Here is a 17,380-nt window from a genome sequence, read left to right as displayed (position 1 = left end):
GAATTGGCGTACTACCCAGGTAGATTAAACAAGCTAGCAATTTTGAATTAAATCCAAGTCGTTTACGGCTTATCATGTGTAATCCTTAGCTGATAGCATTCCCTCACCTTCAGGCTATCAACAAACTATTCGGATAAATTGACTTTGTATTTTTTGATGTACCAATAGGCAATTGGAAGCTCGACTAAAGCATAAGTCACCAAGGTAAACCAAAACCAATTGAGCTCCACAAACAGTACAGAGAATTCAAAGCCTGTGCCCCAATACTTGGTACCGACAACCAGCAAGGCGAAGCCGCTAGCAAGTAAGTCAAATAGTGCTATTTTATTCGCATTGTTGCCCGCAAGCTTCGGATAAATTGAGCCATAAGCAACGACTACTATAGCGAGATTTAGCAAGAGTATTAGCAATTCAGCATTCACGTTAATCGTTATTCTCTGTCAATAATCGGGTTTGGATAAACTAGCTTGTTTTGTGGTGTTAGCGCATAAGATGATATTTTCGGAGCCATGCTGTTCAAACTATGTTTTCCAAATTAGGTTTTCCAACTTAAGCTTTCCAATTCAAGCTTCCCAACTCAAGCTTTCCAATTCAAGCTTCCCAACTCAAGCTTTACACACTAGGTTTTTGCAATATCGTCTTTTAGGGCTAATAGTGCGACATAAATAAGCCCTAGAATTGGAACAATCGATAGCAGAGCGCCGACGGCCGCAGTTATTTTCGGGCTAGTGGTTTTACGCCTCGCAAAATAATAGCTAAGTGCTCCGCCAATAATAATCGAACAAAGTATCACTTCACCAATAAGTGTGGCGTTGATATTCATTAATCACTCTCCATTGTTTGCTGGTTATCCATAGTTTTACTTTAATCAGGCATACCAACGTTAACCATTTAAGTGCCAACTAGTTACTGCTCAAAGTTTGAGGCTCAATATAAGCTTGTGTTCCCCAAAGTGGCACTGTTGACAAGCTATGTTTAAAGCTTCCCTCGGTCTCTTTGGTGGTGTAAGACAAATACAGCAGGGTTTGATTTTTCGGATCGTAGATCCTTCTGACTTTCATGCTCTTGAAAAAGATACTTTTCGATTGCCTAAAGACCACTTCACCAGATGCCGATTTGTCAATTTGCGCAATCATTGCTGGCGTAATGTCACCCGTTTGTCGGCAAGAAATCGAGCTGTCACTGGGATCCGATAGGCTTAAATCCGCTTCAATTGATGCAATATGACAAGTAACGCCAGTTACAACTTCATCTTGTAGCGATGAAATTTTAATATCTTTGAGTGTAAACAAACCGAGTGATACATCGCCTACTTCATTGTCTGAGCATGCCGTTAATGCTGTTGCTAGTCCCAGTACACACAGTAGTTTTTTCATCACATTCTCCATGAATATTCAATTGCTATAAATAGGGCGCACTGATTTTGTATGTGCTCTCAGCAATACGCGCTGAGTTAACCTTATAATAAATTTAAGATTAATACTGCTAGTTAATGTTGATTAGCAGCTCTAACGAAAGTTTTTATCAGTGTTAAACATCAGCTTTGGCAAGCGAGGTGAGAAAGGTATTTATTTGTCTTTGGGAAGTAAATTCAATAACCTTTGTACCTGTTGACGCTTGCTGGTTTAATAAAGCTCGATAGTTACGGCGCTTGGCATGATAGGTCGTCAGTACCCACCAAATAATTGAATCTTTCGAACAAAAACTTTGTTTAAACGTTTCAATGTTACCAGCGAAAAGTACTTGTTTGGTCGCCGCACGTATAATCGAGCGACGAATCGCGCGATAGAATACACGTGCAAAGCTATGGTTAAGCCAAATGATGGTTGTTGCTTTTGGCCATAAAAGATCACGAGCGACAGCATAATTGCCATCAATCACCCAGCAGTTTTTATCGACCTCTCGTTGCACTAATTGGCGAAATTCGCTGTCTGGTCGCTCTTGCCAATCGGGTAACCAATGCAGGGAATCTAGTTCAATGTAAGGCGAATTTATCAATTTGGCGAGCCTCATCGCGAATGTTGATTTACCACTGCAACTTGAGCCGATAACAACAACTCTCTGCATGTTTTTCACCATTGATGTTTGCTCTTTTATTGCCAACAACTAGCCATGTTTACTGGCAAGTAATTGTTGTAATGGTAGCGGCAAGAATGATTGCAGTCGTTGGCTAATTACTTGTTCGTGCCTTTGCCACAATACACCTAAATAAATAATCAGCAGGCCAATTAATGATAATGCAATTGGGAAAAACCAACTGTCTTCAAATACGTTGTAAGCCAAATGACCTAAATAAAAGCTGCAGCCAAACGCCCCGAGCACAACAAACACTCTTCTCACCAGCAATACACCAAAGGCGATCATTGTCAGGTTAATAGCAAAGTAGCCGAGCTTGGCTAATTCACTATCAGAGTGTTGCAGTGAAAGACCACCCCAAAATGCAATGGCGCCGAATAAGTAAATCCAAAAAGCATAGTCTTTGTGATTAATTGCGTTCGCTGCTCTGGCGCGAATATCTACCCAAAACGCTAATGCGATCATTAATAATCCGGTATACATGGAAACGAGCTTACGCAGCTCCCAGCTGGTTTCATAGTCAGTACTTTTAGCCAGCATGACGCTTAAATCCATAGTCAAATACCAAAGTGTGACGGCAATGGGCATGACTAAAAAAGGATATCTATAACGCCACGCGATAATCGTACCTATCGCCAATGTTGCTAATTCCATATACAGCCAATGCCATGCAATATATCGGTGATAATCTCGGTAGGCACTATCATCAGGCCACAGCCCTAGCCATTGTTGCAAACCAAATACGGCGAGTGGCGTTAAACAAGTCACAAATGTTGCGCAAATACCCGCTGGAATCGCTAATTGTTTGTTCGCAAAGTGATGAGTTAACGACAAGCCAAGTAAGGCATATACAAGAGAAATTGCTAGAATGCCTGCGCCACCAAAAGACGACCAACCTAGCGTCATAAATAGGCTCATGGCACCAATGGCGATCAATCCACCTAGGTAGTAGAGCACATGGGTAAAGGTAAACTGAGCGACGTTGGCTTGCTGCTCTTCGAAAAAGGCATACAGTTCATTTGCTTGCTGCGGGCTAATAATTTGCTTAGCGGCAGCATCATTAAGTTGCTGTTGACTTATTTTTATCAAATCACCTGTCCTTGTTGTACGATGTCGTTATCGCTATTCACTACTGTAAAATACCTAACGTTAAGCATGAAAAATTAAGCATGAAAATTAAAGATTAAATAAAGCGACACATGCCCAAGCCCAAAGGTTCACCTGTGCGCTTGGTATAACCAAATTGTTGGTAAAATGCTTCTTTTCCCTGAGCACTAAATAAGCCAACCGTGGCGCCAGGCTTTGCAACTTCTGATAGGTAGCATTCCAGCTTTTCCATCAAGGCCGTACCTAGGCCATTATGTTGAAACTCAGGATCTACCACTAAATCTTGAATATAGAAAAATAGGGCGCCATCGCCAACGACTCTTACCATGCCAACCAATTGATCTCGGTGATATGCAGTTAAGCAATATAGTGAATTACTTAGGCTAGTCTGCGCAAGTTTTGGGTCAGTCTCACCCCAACCCCAACCTACTTTAGCGCGCAAGGCTATAAATTCACTTGGCTTGGGTGGCGATGAGCTAATCGTAACTTGTTGATGCATGTTTGCTGCTCTTGGCTGTTAGCTAGCTTCTTGTTAGCTTATAGTTCACGTTCATAGGCATCAATCGCATATGGGCTAAGCCAGCGTTTCATCTTATTAAAAAGCTGCTTTAACCCTTGCCCATGTTGTTGCCGAAATTGATCGCTAGCGATAACCAGCTCAAGCTCATTGGCAACGGTTAATTCACAAAAGTTTTCGGCTTGTTGTTGGGATAAGTTAAAGGTGTTGGCAGTGAAACGATCCTTAAATTGAATTTCATTGCTGGTGCCAAGCCGTGAGAAGGTGAAATCGCGATCACAAGAGCAATACAAGTAAACAATTGTCTCAGCTTCCTTGCCAATTAACATTGCCACGTCGTTTCGCTGTGCAAGAGAAAGCATTTTTTCGTCAAAGCCTGCGGTGCCATAGGCCGCATGATAAAGGCCAGCATCGCATAGCACAGTGCGAGCTTGCCATTTCCTTAATAGCTGTGTTGTTGATAATAAGTGTTCGATCAATGAGCCATTAAGATGAGCAAATTCACCCGCGCCCATCGCCTGCAATGCCTTAAATTTATCAGTTGCCTGAGTATTGGTGCTACTGTTTGATTGTGCACTTGCTTGAGCGCCTGTTTGGGACATTAGTGAAGAATTAGTCATTACACGGAAAACCATCGTGCTTTGGCGCATCAATACCTAATTGGTGCCAATCAGTTTGCTCGGCACAAAACATTTGCGCATCGGGCTGCTTTGTCGGTGGCGTATCTAAACACCCCGCTGGCACAATGAGAAACAATTTACTTTGCGTTAAAAACGGTAAACCTGAGCCACATGCAGTGCAAAATACTTTCGTAAATGAACGCCTTGGATGATCGTAGCGTTTAAGTAGCTCTTCTCCTTGCAGCCATTGAATATTTTCAGGTGCGGTTAATAAGTTCGCAGCATGGGCAGAGCCAGTTAGCTTTTGACATTGCTGACAGTGACAAAAATAGAATTGACTAAAATCATCTGCTAGCGAAAAGCTCACTTTACCGCAGCAACAGCTACCAGTGAGCATTGGGGGATTTGTATCAGACAATTGCACTTCCTTGTTTAAGAGTAAGCTTGGCTATAAGGTGTAGCTAAAACACCTATCTACAACATAAACAGGTCAATGCAAATTGGCAAGAGCTAGCGTAAACAACACTCGATAGGCTGGGGTGAACTAGGCTTAGCTAGGGAGGGCGCGCTTAAACTTACTGTTAGCAACGGTCGATGCGACTAACCCAATTTGCTTGGCTTGCTGGCGCTTAGCGCGATTAAGTGCTTTGAAGACATCACAAGTAGTATGCCGCCTAGAATCGTTAACGATGCAATGATTAAACGCATCGACAAACTTTCACCAGCGAAAATAACGCCGCCAACCGCCGCTAATATCGGCACTAACAACTGTACAACTCCGGCTTGTATGGCCGATAGGCTAGGTAGGGCTTTATACCAAATGGTGTAACCTAAGCCAGAAGCTACAGCACCAGACATCACAGCATAGCCCACGCCTTGCGCGCTAATATCTGCGGTTGCAATGGTCAATGCCAACAGCACAATGACAAATGGCAGGGTTCTTAAAAAATTAAAACTGGTATCGGCAAGTGGATTCATTGATTGCCTGCCGGCCAAAGTATAAAACCCCCAGGCAATGCCTGAAATAGACATTAAGATAAAGCCAATTAACGACGGCGTGCTTAGCGTTGGCAAAACCAAATAAACAAAACCTGAAAAGGCCAATAGTAAGCCCAGCCACTCTAACGCATTAAGGCGATTCCCCGTTATTAAGCCAATGAAGATTAACGTGAGTTGCACAGTGGCAAATAAGATCAATGCGCCAGTACCTGTATCTAGCGTTACATAAGCATAAGAAAAGGTTACGGCATAGGTAAATAACATAGCGGCAGCCCACCAAGTGCCAGTCGCACTTTTTAGTGACGCTAATTTTTGCGGGTGCGTGTTTGAGCCTTTCGCAACGCTTTCGGTGACCTTGTTTGCTGACTTGTTTGTTAAGTTAACAAAGGCGTAAATCATCATTAAAGTAACAATGCCAGAGACTAAACGAATGTTGGTGAAGCTGGCGGCATCAATCGTATTTTCGCCTAATGCTAAACGACACAAAATAGAGTTGCCGGCAAAAGCACAAAGTGCAAGTAGGGTATAAAAAACGGTTTTCATCGACTAGTTTCTAAATTTTAATATTAATACCAATTTCAATAAATACTTGATTATTCTGGCTGGTTAAAAGGCTCATTAACTGCGTTGTTATTTTTGAAATTAGAACAACTAGTTAACAATAAATAACGCCTTGTTTCTGAGCCTTTTTCCTACGCCATAATTGATCAACTAATTAATTCAATTGGTATAAGTGATCAAAGCAGAGCGATACGAATAGGCCATAGCTTGGCTAGACTAGCGCGCGAACACACTTCGCTACTTAGCTGATGTTTCTGAGCCGCCATTAGCCGTTTTCTTGCCGCAAACAATAGTTTCTTCACCAAGGTGATAAATATTGTTTACTGCGACGTATGCGCCAGAGAAAATACCTGTAATGGGCAGCAATATTACGCCAGAAATAGAGTAATAAGTATTATTATCCTTATAACCATCTACTATTTTTAATATTTTTCTGTCCGAAGACATTTCACATTTTGCTTGATAGCTATGATCGGTGATCGGCACGACAACACAAGCTGTAATCGTTGAGGCGAGGCAAGTCGCGATGCAGCGCCGTAACCAACTTGAAGTAAAACGTTTACTCATCACAAACTCAAGGTCATAAACTTGCTATTGGGGTCTTCAGCATAGTCACTAAAGGGTGAACAATATTCAAAACCATGTTTTTGGTAAAGGGCACGAGCGGGCTTAAAGTATGCCATCGAACCAGTTTCTAGGCTGATTCGTGTATACCCATTGGCTTTAGCGTCGCTGATAATATGCGTTAACAGGCGGGTAGCGATACCCTGATTTTTGTAGTTCGCCGAGGTTCGCATTGATTTTAATTCTGCGTGCTTGTTATCTAGTTGCTTATAGGCGGCAAAGCCTGCCAGTGTTGTGCTATCCCAAAGGCACCAAAACTTTACCGATGGATGTTTTAACCCATCCAAGTCAAGCGCGTGCTTACTCTCTGGTGGTGAGGTTGCCTGCATATCATCAAGGTGTTCTTGTAATAATGCGAGAACTTGCTTACTTGATAAATCATCCAATTGAATATTCATGGCGCTCCTCTCCTAAACGTTAACTCTCTTGATACAGCAGTCGGCTCTTAAATTAATGCTTAGCTTTGGCTTGTAAAGAAAGCAAAATAATAACCATGGCAATCGCAAAGACATCAATTAATAGTCCATTTCCTGAAGTAAAATCTCCCAACGGAAAAGACAGCGATATTGGCGCGATATGCGGTAAAAAGCTCTCAGGGCTCACGCGGCGAATACTCTGAAATGCAAAATACAAGGCCGCAATCAAAATACCGACTCTTACTTTCTGCCACGTCCAGTAGGCGCTCAAAGCAGGTAGTAGCGCGTAACTCAAAACAGCAACGAATAGGCTTAACCAATTTGTAAAATTATAAAAATAACAAACGGCTAAACCAATTAATGCATATAAACCAACCACTACACTGGTAATTTTGTATGGCATAAACTGCAACCATAGTTGTCTTGTTCGTGTGTTGTAAGTCTTTCTATGTAATTTGCCCTAAGTACAGAGAGCTAGGTAAATAGAACGAGTTAAGTAACCTCGCTGATATTTGCAAGATTACTTAAGCACTTTTTTATTTAGGTAATGGTATTTATCTCAAGCCCAATACGAATAGCCATGGCTAAAATAATCAATAACGACACGGCGAAGGTGCGCATTCGATAGGGCACATAGTTTGAACCGATATGGATATAGGCATGAATATAGCGAAACACGACGTATGCCCAAGCTAAGCCAACAGTAATGTAATCAGCCAGTCCCAATACAAAAGCAATAACACACAAGATCAAAAATAAGATCGGAGTTTCGAATTGATTGGCAATATTATTTGATACTTTGACAACCTCTGTTGTCCAAGCACTTGAGTCGGTCGCTGTTTTGGTTAAATCAACGCTTTTTGCTTTTACCGCCTTAGCTTTTCGCGCCGCCAGTGTGAAAAACAATAAGATCACTAATAAAATTTGTGCGAGTACGGGATAGAAAATTGCTGCGTCTGTCATCTCTTGTCCTAGTTATTTTTGTTTTATAAAGGAATATAAATTAACCATAACACGAGTGTTTGTTTGGAGAAAGGTGCTGTTTATTAACTAGTTACTTGATGTATACACCCGAATAGCCGCGTTGCATTAGTATTCCCTGAACTGATAAGAAATATCTCAAACGCTATTTACTTAGCACTGATAACTTATAACCGACAACTTAAAATTGATAACTCAGTACAACAGCGCCATCAAAGCGCTTTTCTTTACTATCAACCCCTTCGCCGTAACCAGCCTCAAAGCGAATACGAAAGCCAGAGTTATTCAAACCGCGATGATTGTAGCTGTACGATAAGCCGATACCGTTTGTGGTTTCATGGTCGAATACTTCAACTATGCTGCACGCTATGACACTGGCTAAACCCTCCGCAACACTGTTTTCTTCATCATTGTTGGGACATGGCCGCTCGTCGTCTTGCGCACCAATCGCTCCGACTAATAAGCCAATCGCGTGTTGATTAGCTGAATCAAGGCTATGTTCAAAGCCGATAGCAAAGCCGTCATCTAAACCTAATTTGTAATTCGCATATAAACGTTGCTGGCCACCACTAGCGGAATATGAAACTTCTGGAATAAAAAGGTAGGGATAACCAGTGCCTAGGGAAAAATTGATATCTTCAGCGTGGCTAGTTATAGATATATGTGCGGCAAACAGGGCGATAAGCCAAATGAGTCTATGTTTGTTCATGCGGTAAATCCTTTTATCTATGACAAATGATGGCTAACAGCGATACATTACTGCTTAGCGTTTGGTATAGCTCAGTGCTTAGTTGTTAAATGAACAACAAGTTCTATAGTCTTCGCAAAATATGCCAAATACAAACGTTTAAATCGTAACGAGATGTAAATCTTAACCCTAAACCTTAGGTTCTAAGTCCTAAATCCACACATCGTTTTCAGCGGTTAAATCAGAGGTTTCCTCTCCGGTATTGACCACGCCTTTAGGTTCAACCAGCATAATTTGGCATTCACTTTGCGCTACAGGTTTATGTTCAACACCTTTGGGCACAACATACATTTCACCTGCTTGTAGCGTAACCTTACCATCTCTAAATTCGATCGTTAATGTGCCACTTATTACAATGAACACTTCATCAGTGTCGCTGTGTTGGTGCCAAACAAATTCACCTTCCACCTTTGCCAGTTTAAATTGATAATCATTCATTTCAGCTATAACGCGTGGCGACCATTGTTCGGCAAACTTATCGAACTTTTCTTTGAAGTTAATGGCGGTGAAAGACATTGCTGCTCCTTTGTGTTTATTGCTCAGCTCTAAATGATGTTACCTTGAGTGTCCTTATAGGAAAGGCTTTTCAGTTTTTTTCGTACAATTAGCTTTTGTGTATGTAACTTTCGTGCCAGTAACTGCCTATGCTCCTATCAAACCACGCAAAAAAAGTAGTGATTAAACACCGTAATCGCGCTCAACTTTCGTAATACGTACTTTAAAGCTTTCATACCAAAGCTCGTAACCTTTGCGCTGCGCTAGTTGGTGCTCGGCATTCACCTTCCACGCTCGAATAGATTCAAGATCTTGCCAATAAGAGACGGTGATACCAAGACCTTCACGCGCTGATTCAATGCCAAGAAAGCCAGATTGCTGGCTGGCTAAATTAACCATATGTTCGGCAGTTTTTGCATAACCATCGTCATTAGCGGTGTTATTAGCTGTGTCATTTTCACTCCTCAAGGAAGTAAATATAACGGCGTAGTAAGGCGGTTTCGGAGTCTTAGCAATCATAATCACGGTTTACTTTTTATAACTTTCAGAAATGACCATAGTATAGATACCACAAGGCAGAGGTCTGGTTAATTAAACATGTGATTTACGAGTTTCATTGATTAACGCCTACTATCTATTGCGGTTTATGACAGCAATTATTTTGATTGGGCATCTTTATTTTGCTCTAACATCTGATCCATCATTTGGATAAAGCGCTCTCTAAGAACACCTTTTTGCTTTGATATCAGCGTTTCGTATTTGCTAGGAAACAAGAACAGATGGCTTTGATTCGCTTCACCTTTGAGCTTATTAATTAAAGGCTTTAAGCGTTTTTTATTTTGCTCAAACTGCTCAATCAACTCGTAGCAAACAATAATGCCATCAATTTTGGGATTCCACCAAGCATCTGGGCCAGAGCATTGGCTTTCAAAATAAATGGTCACTGGCTTGGGTAGCTTAATCGCTTCATTCACTCGGCCAAGAATGTAGGCAACACGCTCGGACGATTGTAACCACTCTAGTATGGTTTTGTGCGCGGGCCGAGAGGGCGTTATGTATTGCACATTAACTTTTGGGTGAACAGCGCTGGCGTTTACTTTGGGAACAGGGTGCCAGTTTTCATCGAAGGTTACATAACTGTAGTTGTCGGCAAGCCAGCTCAATGTTTCTCGGTTTTGTTGGAACTCAATGTCGCAATCCCAAGCGCGTTGATAAGGAAGCCACGCCTCTTTTCGAATTCGCTCTAGCTTATCCACCGCAGCGCCATACATCAGGCAAGTAACGTCATAAAAACGTTGAATCGACAATGGGTGAACATCCCAAAAAGCAATAGATGAATGTTCTACTTCTTGTTGCCATTCAATCATCCATTCCGCGGAAATGGAAATCATCTGATCTAACAAATCATCTTCTACGTCGCGACTGTTTAGCATCATAAACATGGTAGCGATTTGATCGGCTGCTTTTTCTCGACCACCTAATACTGGAATATTATTTAACTCAATAATCGCATGGGCTAGCTCGTGCAATAGGGCAAATTCAAGGTTGCTCTCAACATAAAAGTGCGGGGTGTTAAATACGGAATCTATTGTTAGGTTGGAAAATGCAGAGTTATCAGCGCTCTCAGCACTTTCAGCTATGTCAGTGGCGTGTGCTGACAACTGAAAAAAACTGAACAAACAGCACATGGCTAACGGCTTAATATTCATAACTTTGCCTCCGTAGTGAGATAAACAAGAGTGAGATAAACAATAGTGAGCTTAACAAACTTTGCTGATCTGTGAGGTTTAGTCACCATAGAAAATAAGCGCCGACTTCTCCAATAACTGGCGATAATCTTCCTCGCTTATCTCACCTTGTTCAAATTGCTTTTGCGCATCAACATTTCTTAAATAAAATTGGTTTTCAATATCTGCCAGAATATAGCCATATTCCGTTTCGGTAATAATATTGGCGTGAAATGCAGCCTTCGAAGATTTTTTCGTCCAATAATCAGCAGCAGTGGGCTTAGGGTAAGAATAGTCTTTTTGCAGAATAGCTGGCTCGGAAACTCTTACGACCTCCATACCTTGGGCGATCGCTTGTTGCGCACACCAATTAAGTAGCCAGTCGACAGAGTCTTTTACGCCGTATGGATGCCAATCATAACCTGCTGTGCATTCGCCAACTTTCTTACCGTTAGCGTTATAAAGATCTAATTGGCCGCTGGCACAACCAAACAACGTGATTGTTAAAACAACAATAGCTAAATGTTTCACTAATATTCCTTAGTTTTTTACAACTGCACTAGCAGCGGCTTCGACCATGAAACTGAATATACAGTTGTTTAAGAATATCAGGCATTAATGCCCAGTAGGGTGATGCATGCTCTGCTTTTACCCGCCAGAATAAATTCTCGACAAAGGCTACGTCTATACAGTTTTTAATATCATTATTTTCAAAGAGGTACTTTTGTCTAAAGTATTCGAAAATTGGTCTATATTGGGCTGATTCGCTACTTTTGGACATCTCATGATTGATGGCATTCGCTAAACTTTCAAACCACGAATATGCGAAACTTGGATCGAGTTCACCCCAGAGTTTGATGTGAACGATGTCAGCTTTGCGTGTAATTTCTGGAAAAGTGGCTCTAAACTCTTCGTACATTTCTTGCAATTGCATTGATAGTTCTAAGCCCCGACCAAATAATACGTGATACTTACTTAAACGAGCAAAATGCTTGTGTTCAGGTGCCTACTTGTTTGACTAGGTAGGCACTGGTTAACTCGGAATACAGAGCCACATAATGGCAAATGAACAGGCTATACCGAATCCCCAAACAATTGAGCGTAGTAGGCCAATATTGAGTAGGTAAAGTAGGTGATAGGCAACTCTTAAAACAATATGAGCAATGGCAAGTGTTTGAATTGTTTCGCCTGTGGTATTCGTCGCAATTGCCAGTAAAATCGCCGCGGTAAAGACAATCAGCGATTCAAATGCATTTTGATGGGCTGCTAGGGCACGAGCACCAAAACCAGTTAGTTTCGTTTGCTGCTCTCTCGGGTGGTTGTTGTCATACCCCCCTAATTTATTCATCGCCGCGGCCAACGGTGCTTTAGCAATATAAGGAAGTAGCGCGGCCAATATTAGGCACCAGATTAGTGTTATCATTTTTTTAAGTTTCCTGTTGTTATTTTAATGGATTAGTTTTCTATGTGCTGTGGCTCAGCGTTCTTAGGAGCATTTATTATGCCTAGCTCTTGGTTTAAACAATTTCCGGCAGTAACAATTGAATTCTTCACAAATAGCGAATACTCCATTACATCTTGTGCCCACATGCGTGGAAATTTGGTACCGTTATAATCGAAAGAGCCAAACCTTACACCGCCTTTATCGGATTCGAAATCATATAAAGCACTAAATGAGACTAAATTTCTGTGTTTTATTGTGTTTAAAAAGGCATTTACGTATTGAAATTCAATAGTTGAACTTAAATAGTTTAGATAATTTTTTAGCTTGGACTCTGGGAGTTTTCTTTGAAGCTTAAAAAAGTCACAATTATTTGTCGCTAAAGGTTTATCTAAAAGGAGGCTATTAAGCAACTGAGCAAACAAATCATAAATTGCTCTGGCGGAATATAGAGAGGATTGGATATTAGCTTGTATTGCCAATCTTAATTTAATTGATGACTTATCATTAAATTCATCCGATAAAACGAACTCAAATCCCTTGACGGAAGTTAAGTCGCCAGTGGCGTTGATAGAATCTCTTGCCTCATAAAGGTGATAATGAAAAATATCAATAGTCCGAGTCAAAGACCTAAGCCTTTCAATATGTTCGAAAGAGTTCTCCTTTTTTTCTAGAAAATACTCTAATTTATCAACACGCCATGGATTGACTGCGTTCCCATTCAAACTAAAAGATCCTTTTATTGTTAAACTTCTTATTTTTTATTACTTATATTCCCAGAATTACTTGTAACAGATTACTTTAGCTTCAATAAATTTTCCATAATAGCCAATAGGTTAAATCTGACGGTACCTTGATACCAGTGATCGAAAAGTATGAAATCAATGTTGAGGTGTTTTAGTTATAAAAAAGCCCGCTGAGAAGCGGGCTTGGAATACGTGAGATTTACTAGCTAGTAATTCTTAGCCAATAAACTTGCGCGCATTTCGGAACATACGTACCCAAGGTGAGTCTTCACCCCATGAGTCTGGGTGCCATGAGTTAGCTACTGTGCGGAAGACACGCTCTGGGTGTGGCATCATAATGGTCACGCGACCATCTGTGGTGGTTAACGCTGTAATACCATCTGGCGATCCGTTCGGGTTCGCTGGGTAAGTTTCAGTCACATCGCCGTAGTTGTTTACATAACGCATTGAAACTGTGCCAGAGTCGTTGGCGGCATCAATGGCTTCATCTGAAACAAATTCAGTGCGACCTTCACCATGTGATACTGCAATCGGCATACGTGAGCCTGCCATACCTTTAAAGAAGATAGACGGGCTTTCTTGCACTTCAACCAATGAGAAACGTGCTTCGAAACGCTCAGATTCGTTCTGCACAAAGCGCGGCCAGTGCTCAGAGCCCGGAATAATTTCTTTAAGATTTGATAGCATTTGACAGCCGTTACACACACCTAGTGAGAAAGTCTCTTCGCGGTGGAAGAAAGCTTTAAACATCTCTCGTGCATTAGCGTTAAATAGAATGGATTTCGCCCAACCTTCACCAGCGCCCAACACGTCACCGTAAGAGAAACCGCCACATGCTACTAAGCCTTGGAAGTCAGCTAAATCAACACGTCCTGCCAGAATGTCTGACATATGTACGTCAATTGCGTTAAAGCCTGCGCGAACAAAAGCGGCTGCCATTTCTACGTGCGAGTTCACCCCTTGCTCACGTAAGATTGCCACTTTCGGGTTAGTGCCCGCTTGTGCGTCTTTTACTATTAAGTCGGCAACGATATCTTCGTTGATATCAAAGCTTAACTCAGCGTTTAAGCCCGGATCTTCGGTATCAAATTTAACATCGAATTCTTCTTGTGCGCATTCTGGGTTGTCGCGCATTGCTTGCATTTTAAGAGTGGTTTCTGCCCACACCGTGCGGAAGTAGGTGCGCGAGTTTTCCAGTACCACTTGCTCGTTACGGGTAAAGGTGATCATGTCAGTGTCGTTAATGCGAGCAACGTCTGCGCAGTAATCTAAAATACCGTACTCAGAGAAGATGGTGTGAATTGCTTCCATATCGTCTTCGCGAATTTGAATTACCGCGCCTAGCTCTTCGTGGAACAGTACTTCGGCATCTGTGCCTTCAAACACACTTAGGTCAACGGTAACACCTGTGTGACCAGCAAATGCCATTTCAGCAATCGTGGTAAACAAGCCACCGTCACTGCGATCGTGATACGCCAATAATTTGCCTTCGGCAACTAAGGTTTGCATTGCATTAAAGAAACCGCGTAGCAGGTAAGCTTCGTCAACATCTGGTGTTTCTGTGCCTAGGTGTTGGTAAACCTGTGCTAAACAAGAACCACCTAAACGGTTTTTACCGCCAGATAAGTCAATCGCAACGATGCGAGTGTCGCCTTGGTCTGTACGTAGCTGAGGCGTTACTGTTTTACGAATATCTTCCACGCGGCCAAAGGCGGTGATCACAAGCGACATAGGCGCCGTAACTGCTTTTTGTTCGCCATCTTTCTCCCACTGGGTTTTCATACTCATTGAGTCTTTACCCACTGGAATGGTTAAGCCAAGCTCAGGACAAAGCTCTTCACCTACAGCTTTTACCGCTTCGTATAAACCAGCATCTTCGCCAGGGTGACCTGCTGGCGACATCCAGTTAGCCGAAAGTTTAATACGGTTTAAGTCGCCAATATCAGCACCGGCAATGTTTGTTAGTGATTCTGCTACTGCTAAACGTGCTGAAGCGCCGTAGTTTAGTAGGGCAACTGGTGTGCGTTCACCCATTGCCATCGCTTCACCGTGGTATGAATCTAACGAAGCTGCGGTTACACCACAATCTGCAACCGGCACCTGCCATGGGCCAACCATTTGATCGCGTGCTACCATACCGGTAACTGAGCGGTCACCAATGGTGATAAGGAAAGTTTTCTCGGCGATGGTTGGTAGGCGCAGTAAGCGATCTGCCGCTTCTGCAACATCAATGTTTGCTAGGTTAATTTCATCACCAGCCGCTGTTGTCGTTTTAACGTCTTTGATGATTTTCGGTGTTTTACCTAATAACACGTCAAGCGGCAGATCAATTGGTTTGTTTTTGTGCTCGTCATCGGCAAAGTGTTCGTCTGTTACCGTTAAGTGCTCTTCTTCGGTGGCTTTACCAACCACAGCAAATGGAGCACGCTCGCGCTGACAAATCGCTTCAAAAATCGGTAGTTGCTCGTCAGAAACCGCTAGAACGTAACGCTCTTGTGATTCATTACACCAAATTTCATGTGGTGCCATACCAGGTTCATCGTTTGGTACGTTACGTAGTTCAAAGTTACCGCCACGGCCACCGTCAGACACTAATTCAGGGAAGGCATTTGATAAACCACCAGCACCGACATCGTGAATAAATAGAATGGGGTTATCGTCGCCTAACTGCCAACAGCGGTCGATCACCTCTTGACAACGGCGCTCCATTTCTGGGTTATCGCGTTGCACCGATGCAAAGTCTAAATCTTCACATGATTGACCAGACGCCATTGATGATGCTGCGCCGCCGCCAAGGCCGATATTCATCGCTGGCCCACCTAGTACAATTAGGTTAGCACCAACGTTAATTTCGCCTTTTTGCACGTGTTGCTCACGAATATTACCAAAACCACCGGCAATCATAATTGGCTTGTGATAGCCGCGCACTTCTTCGCCGTTAAATGAGTTGACTTGTTGCTCGTAGGTACGGAAGTAACCGGTAATCGCAGGGCGGCCGAATTCGTTGTTAAATGCTGCGCCGCCTAAAGGGCCTTCTAGCATAATATCGAGTGCAGTAACGATTCTGTCTGGCTTGCCGTAATCAATTTCCCATGGCTGTTCAAAGCCTGGAATACGTAAGTTAGAAACCGAGAAGCCAACTAAGCCTGCTTTTGGTTTTGAGCCGACACCCGTGGCACCTTCATCGCGAATTTCACCGCCTGAGCCCGTTGCCGCGCCCGGGTACGGAGAAATAGCCGTAGGGTGGTTATGGGTTTCCACCTTCATCAGAATATGAATGTTTTCGTGGCTGTAGCCATATTCTTTCGTTTCTGGGTCTGGGTAGAAGCGACCTGCTTCAGAGCCAGCCATCACCGCAGCATTGTCTTTGTAGGCAGATAACACGTAAGCAGGGTTTTCCTCGAACGTGTTTTTGATCATTTTAAATAGCGATTTTTCTTGTTTTACGCCGTCAATCGTCCAGTCAGCATTAAAAATTTTATGGCGGCAATGCTCCGAGTTTGCTTGGGCAAACATATAAAGTTCAATGTCGTGAGGGTTGCGGCCAAGTTTGGCGAAGTTATCTGCTAGGTAAGTAATTTCATCATCCGCTAATGCTAAGCCTAAGCTGGTATTGGCTTTTACTAAGGCATCGCGACCACCGCTAAGTACGTCTACTGAACTAAATTCGCCCGGCTCTGCTTGCGCAAATAATGCTTGTGCGTCGTTAAACTCAGCAAAGATTGACTCCATCATGCGATCGTGCAACAGGTTGTTAAGTAATTTTTCTTGTTCAACCGTTAGCGTTTCGCCATTAATGTAATAAGCAATACCGCGCTCTAGGCGGATAACTTTGTCTAAACCACAATTGTGAGCAATGTCGGTGGCTTTTGATGACCATGGTGAAATAGTGCCTGGGCGCGGCGTCACTAATAACAAAGTGCCGTTTGGCTCGTGTTCTTCAATGGTTGGACCGTAGGTTAACAGTTTGGCAAGTACCTCTGATTCATCAGTGGTAAGCGCTACTGATAAATGGGCAAAGTGGCTAAACTCTGCGTATATGTCGTTAACAGGAAGGCCAGCTTCAGCACATTGCGTTAATAATTTTTGAATTCTAAAGTCAGAAAGTGCCGGAGCGCCACGAAGGGTTTGGATCAACATCGCCATTAGTTTACTCACTAGTAAATTAGTTGCTTGTCACCACGGATCTTTAACGGTAAAACACAGACCAACCATGCACCAAATTCCGTGGTTAAAACATGGGGTAAAAATCGCGCGTATTATAGGAGAAACGAGGCGTATTAAACAGCAAAATCTTTGTAAGATTTTAACGAGCAATGGCT

Annotated in this window: 22 protein-coding genes; all 22 read right to left on the bottom strand. The window is 42.5% G+C overall.

Annotated elements, in window-relative coordinates:
* Positions 1–125 precede the first annotated feature (125 nt).
* The gene (locus DXX92_RS14130; RefSeq protein WP_116001026.1) at positions 126–422 is read right to left on the bottom strand and encodes a hypothetical protein; all 297 of its coding nucleotides are present in this window, start codon (positions 420–422) and stop codon (positions 126–128) included.
* A 197-nt stretch (positions 423–619) separates the two neighbouring features.
* Complete coding sequence (locus DXX92_RS14125; protein ID WP_116001025.1) at positions 620–823, bottom strand: hypothetical protein; 204 nt, start codon at positions 821–823, stop codon at positions 620–622.
* 79 nt (positions 824–902) lie between these two features.
* Positions 903–1,376: a CreA family protein gene (locus DXX92_RS14120; protein WP_116002450.1), complete on the bottom strand. Its 474-nt coding sequence runs from the start codon at positions 1,374–1,376 to the stop codon at positions 903–905.
* A gap of 154 nt (positions 1,377–1,530) precedes the next feature.
* The gene (locus DXX92_RS14115) at positions 1,531–2,067 is read right to left on the bottom strand and encodes an adenylate kinase (RefSeq protein ID WP_116002449.1); all 537 of its coding nucleotides are present in this window, start codon (positions 2,065–2,067) and stop codon (positions 1,531–1,533) included.
* Between the two features lie 39 nt (positions 2,068–2,106).
* Positions 2,107–3,162 (bottom strand): DUF2157 domain-containing protein, encoded by a 1,056-nt coding sequence (locus DXX92_RS14110; protein WP_116002448.1) that lies wholly within the window; start codon positions 3,160–3,162, stop codon positions 2,107–2,109.
* A gap of 97 nt (positions 3,163–3,259) precedes the next feature.
* Positions 3,260–3,682 (bottom strand): GNAT family N-acetyltransferase, encoded by a 423-nt coding sequence (locus tag DXX92_RS14105; protein ID WP_116001024.1) that lies wholly within the window; start codon positions 3,680–3,682, stop codon positions 3,260–3,262.
* Positions 3,683–3,720: 38 nt separating this feature from the next.
* On the bottom strand, positions 3,721–4,320 hold the full coding sequence (locus tag DXX92_RS14100; protein WP_220347662.1) for a DUF6817 domain-containing protein: 600 nt from the start codon (positions 4,318–4,320) through the stop codon (positions 3,721–3,723).
* Positions 4,313–4,738, bottom strand: coding sequence for a GFA family protein (locus DXX92_RS14095; protein WP_245961487.1), 426 nt, complete (start codon positions 4,736–4,738; stop codon positions 4,313–4,315). The genes DXX92_RS14100 and DXX92_RS14095 overlap by 8 nt, the downstream gene beginning before the upstream one ends.
* Before the next feature lie 182 nt (positions 4,739–4,920).
* Positions 4,921–5,862 carry a DMT family transporter gene (locus DXX92_RS14090; protein WP_116001022.1) on the bottom strand — a complete coding sequence of 314 codons (942 nt, stop codon included), beginning with the start codon at positions 5,860–5,862 and terminating at the stop codon, positions 4,921–4,923.
* A gap of 255 nt (positions 5,863–6,117) precedes the next feature.
* Positions 6,118–6,447 (bottom strand): hypothetical protein, encoded by a 330-nt coding sequence (locus DXX92_RS14085; protein ID WP_116001021.1) that lies wholly within the window; start codon positions 6,445–6,447, stop codon positions 6,118–6,120.
* On the bottom strand, positions 6,447–6,902 hold the full coding sequence (locus DXX92_RS14080) for a GNAT family N-acetyltransferase (protein WP_116001020.1): 456 nt from the start codon (positions 6,900–6,902) through the stop codon (positions 6,447–6,449). Before DXX92_RS14080 ends, DXX92_RS14085 begins: the two co-directional genes overlap by 1 nt.
* Positions 6,903–6,954: 52 nt before the next feature.
* Positions 6,955–7,323, bottom strand: coding sequence for a hypothetical protein (locus DXX92_RS14075; protein ID WP_116001019.1), 369 nt, complete (start codon positions 7,321–7,323; stop codon positions 6,955–6,957).
* Between the two features lie 137 nt (positions 7,324–7,460).
* The gene (locus tag DXX92_RS14070; RefSeq protein WP_116001018.1) at positions 7,461–7,883 is read right to left on the bottom strand and encodes an MAPEG family protein; all 423 of its coding nucleotides are present in this window, start codon (positions 7,881–7,883) and stop codon (positions 7,461–7,463) included.
* A 199-nt stretch (positions 7,884–8,082) separates the two neighbouring features.
* Entirely contained in the window at positions 8,083–8,610 is a 528-nt protein-coding gene (locus DXX92_RS14065) for a hypothetical protein (RefSeq protein ID WP_116001017.1), read from the bottom strand.
* Positions 8,611–8,799: 189 nt separating this feature from the next.
* Positions 8,800–9,165, bottom strand: coding sequence for a cupin domain-containing protein (locus DXX92_RS14060; protein WP_116001016.1), 366 nt, complete (start codon positions 9,163–9,165; stop codon positions 8,800–8,802).
* A gap of 162 nt (positions 9,166–9,327) precedes the next feature.
* Positions 9,328–9,663: an antibiotic biosynthesis monooxygenase family protein gene (locus DXX92_RS14055; RefSeq protein ID WP_428977344.1), complete on the bottom strand. Its 336-nt coding sequence runs from the start codon at positions 9,661–9,663 to the stop codon at positions 9,328–9,330.
* Between the two features lie 137 nt (positions 9,664–9,800).
* The gene (locus DXX92_RS14050) at positions 9,801–10,853 is read right to left on the bottom strand and encodes a DUF4344 domain-containing metallopeptidase (RefSeq protein ID WP_116001014.1); all 1,053 of its coding nucleotides are present in this window, start codon (positions 10,851–10,853) and stop codon (positions 9,801–9,803) included.
* 78 nt (positions 10,854–10,931) lie between these two features.
* Positions 10,932–11,402 carry a hypothetical protein gene (locus DXX92_RS14045; RefSeq protein WP_116001013.1) on the bottom strand — a complete coding sequence of 157 codons (471 nt, stop codon included), beginning with the start codon at positions 11,400–11,402 and terminating at the stop codon, positions 10,932–10,934.
* A 28-nt stretch (positions 11,403–11,430) separates the two neighbouring features.
* A complete protein-coding gene (locus tag DXX92_RS14040) occupies positions 11,431–11,805 on the bottom strand; it encodes a DUF7674 family protein (protein WP_116001012.1) in 375 nt (124 codons plus the stop codon).
* Between the two features lie 99 nt (positions 11,806–11,904).
* Positions 11,905–12,294: an MAPEG family protein gene (locus DXX92_RS14035; RefSeq protein ID WP_116001011.1), complete on the bottom strand. Its 390-nt coding sequence runs from the start codon at positions 12,292–12,294 to the stop codon at positions 11,905–11,907.
* Between the two features lie 32 nt (positions 12,295–12,326).
* The gene (locus DXX92_RS14030; RefSeq protein ID WP_116001010.1) at positions 12,327–13,037 is read right to left on the bottom strand and encodes a hypothetical protein; all 711 of its coding nucleotides are present in this window, start codon (positions 13,035–13,037) and stop codon (positions 12,327–12,329) included.
* A 237-nt stretch (positions 13,038–13,274) separates the two neighbouring features.
* A complete protein-coding gene (gene purL / locus DXX92_RS14025) occupies positions 13,275–17,204 on the bottom strand; it encodes a phosphoribosylformylglycinamidine synthase (protein WP_428977364.1) in 3,930 nt (1,309 codons plus the stop codon).
* Positions 17,205–17,380: the final 176 nt, after the last annotated feature.

The sequence above is a fragment of the Thalassotalea euphylliae genome (genome assembly GCF_003390395.1).
In the GTDB taxonomy this organism is placed as follows: Bacteria; Pseudomonadota; Gammaproteobacteria; order Enterobacterales; family Alteromonadaceae; genus Thalassotalea_F; species Thalassotalea_F euphylliae_C.
This window is presented reverse-complemented; position numbering and strand designations above follow the sequence as displayed.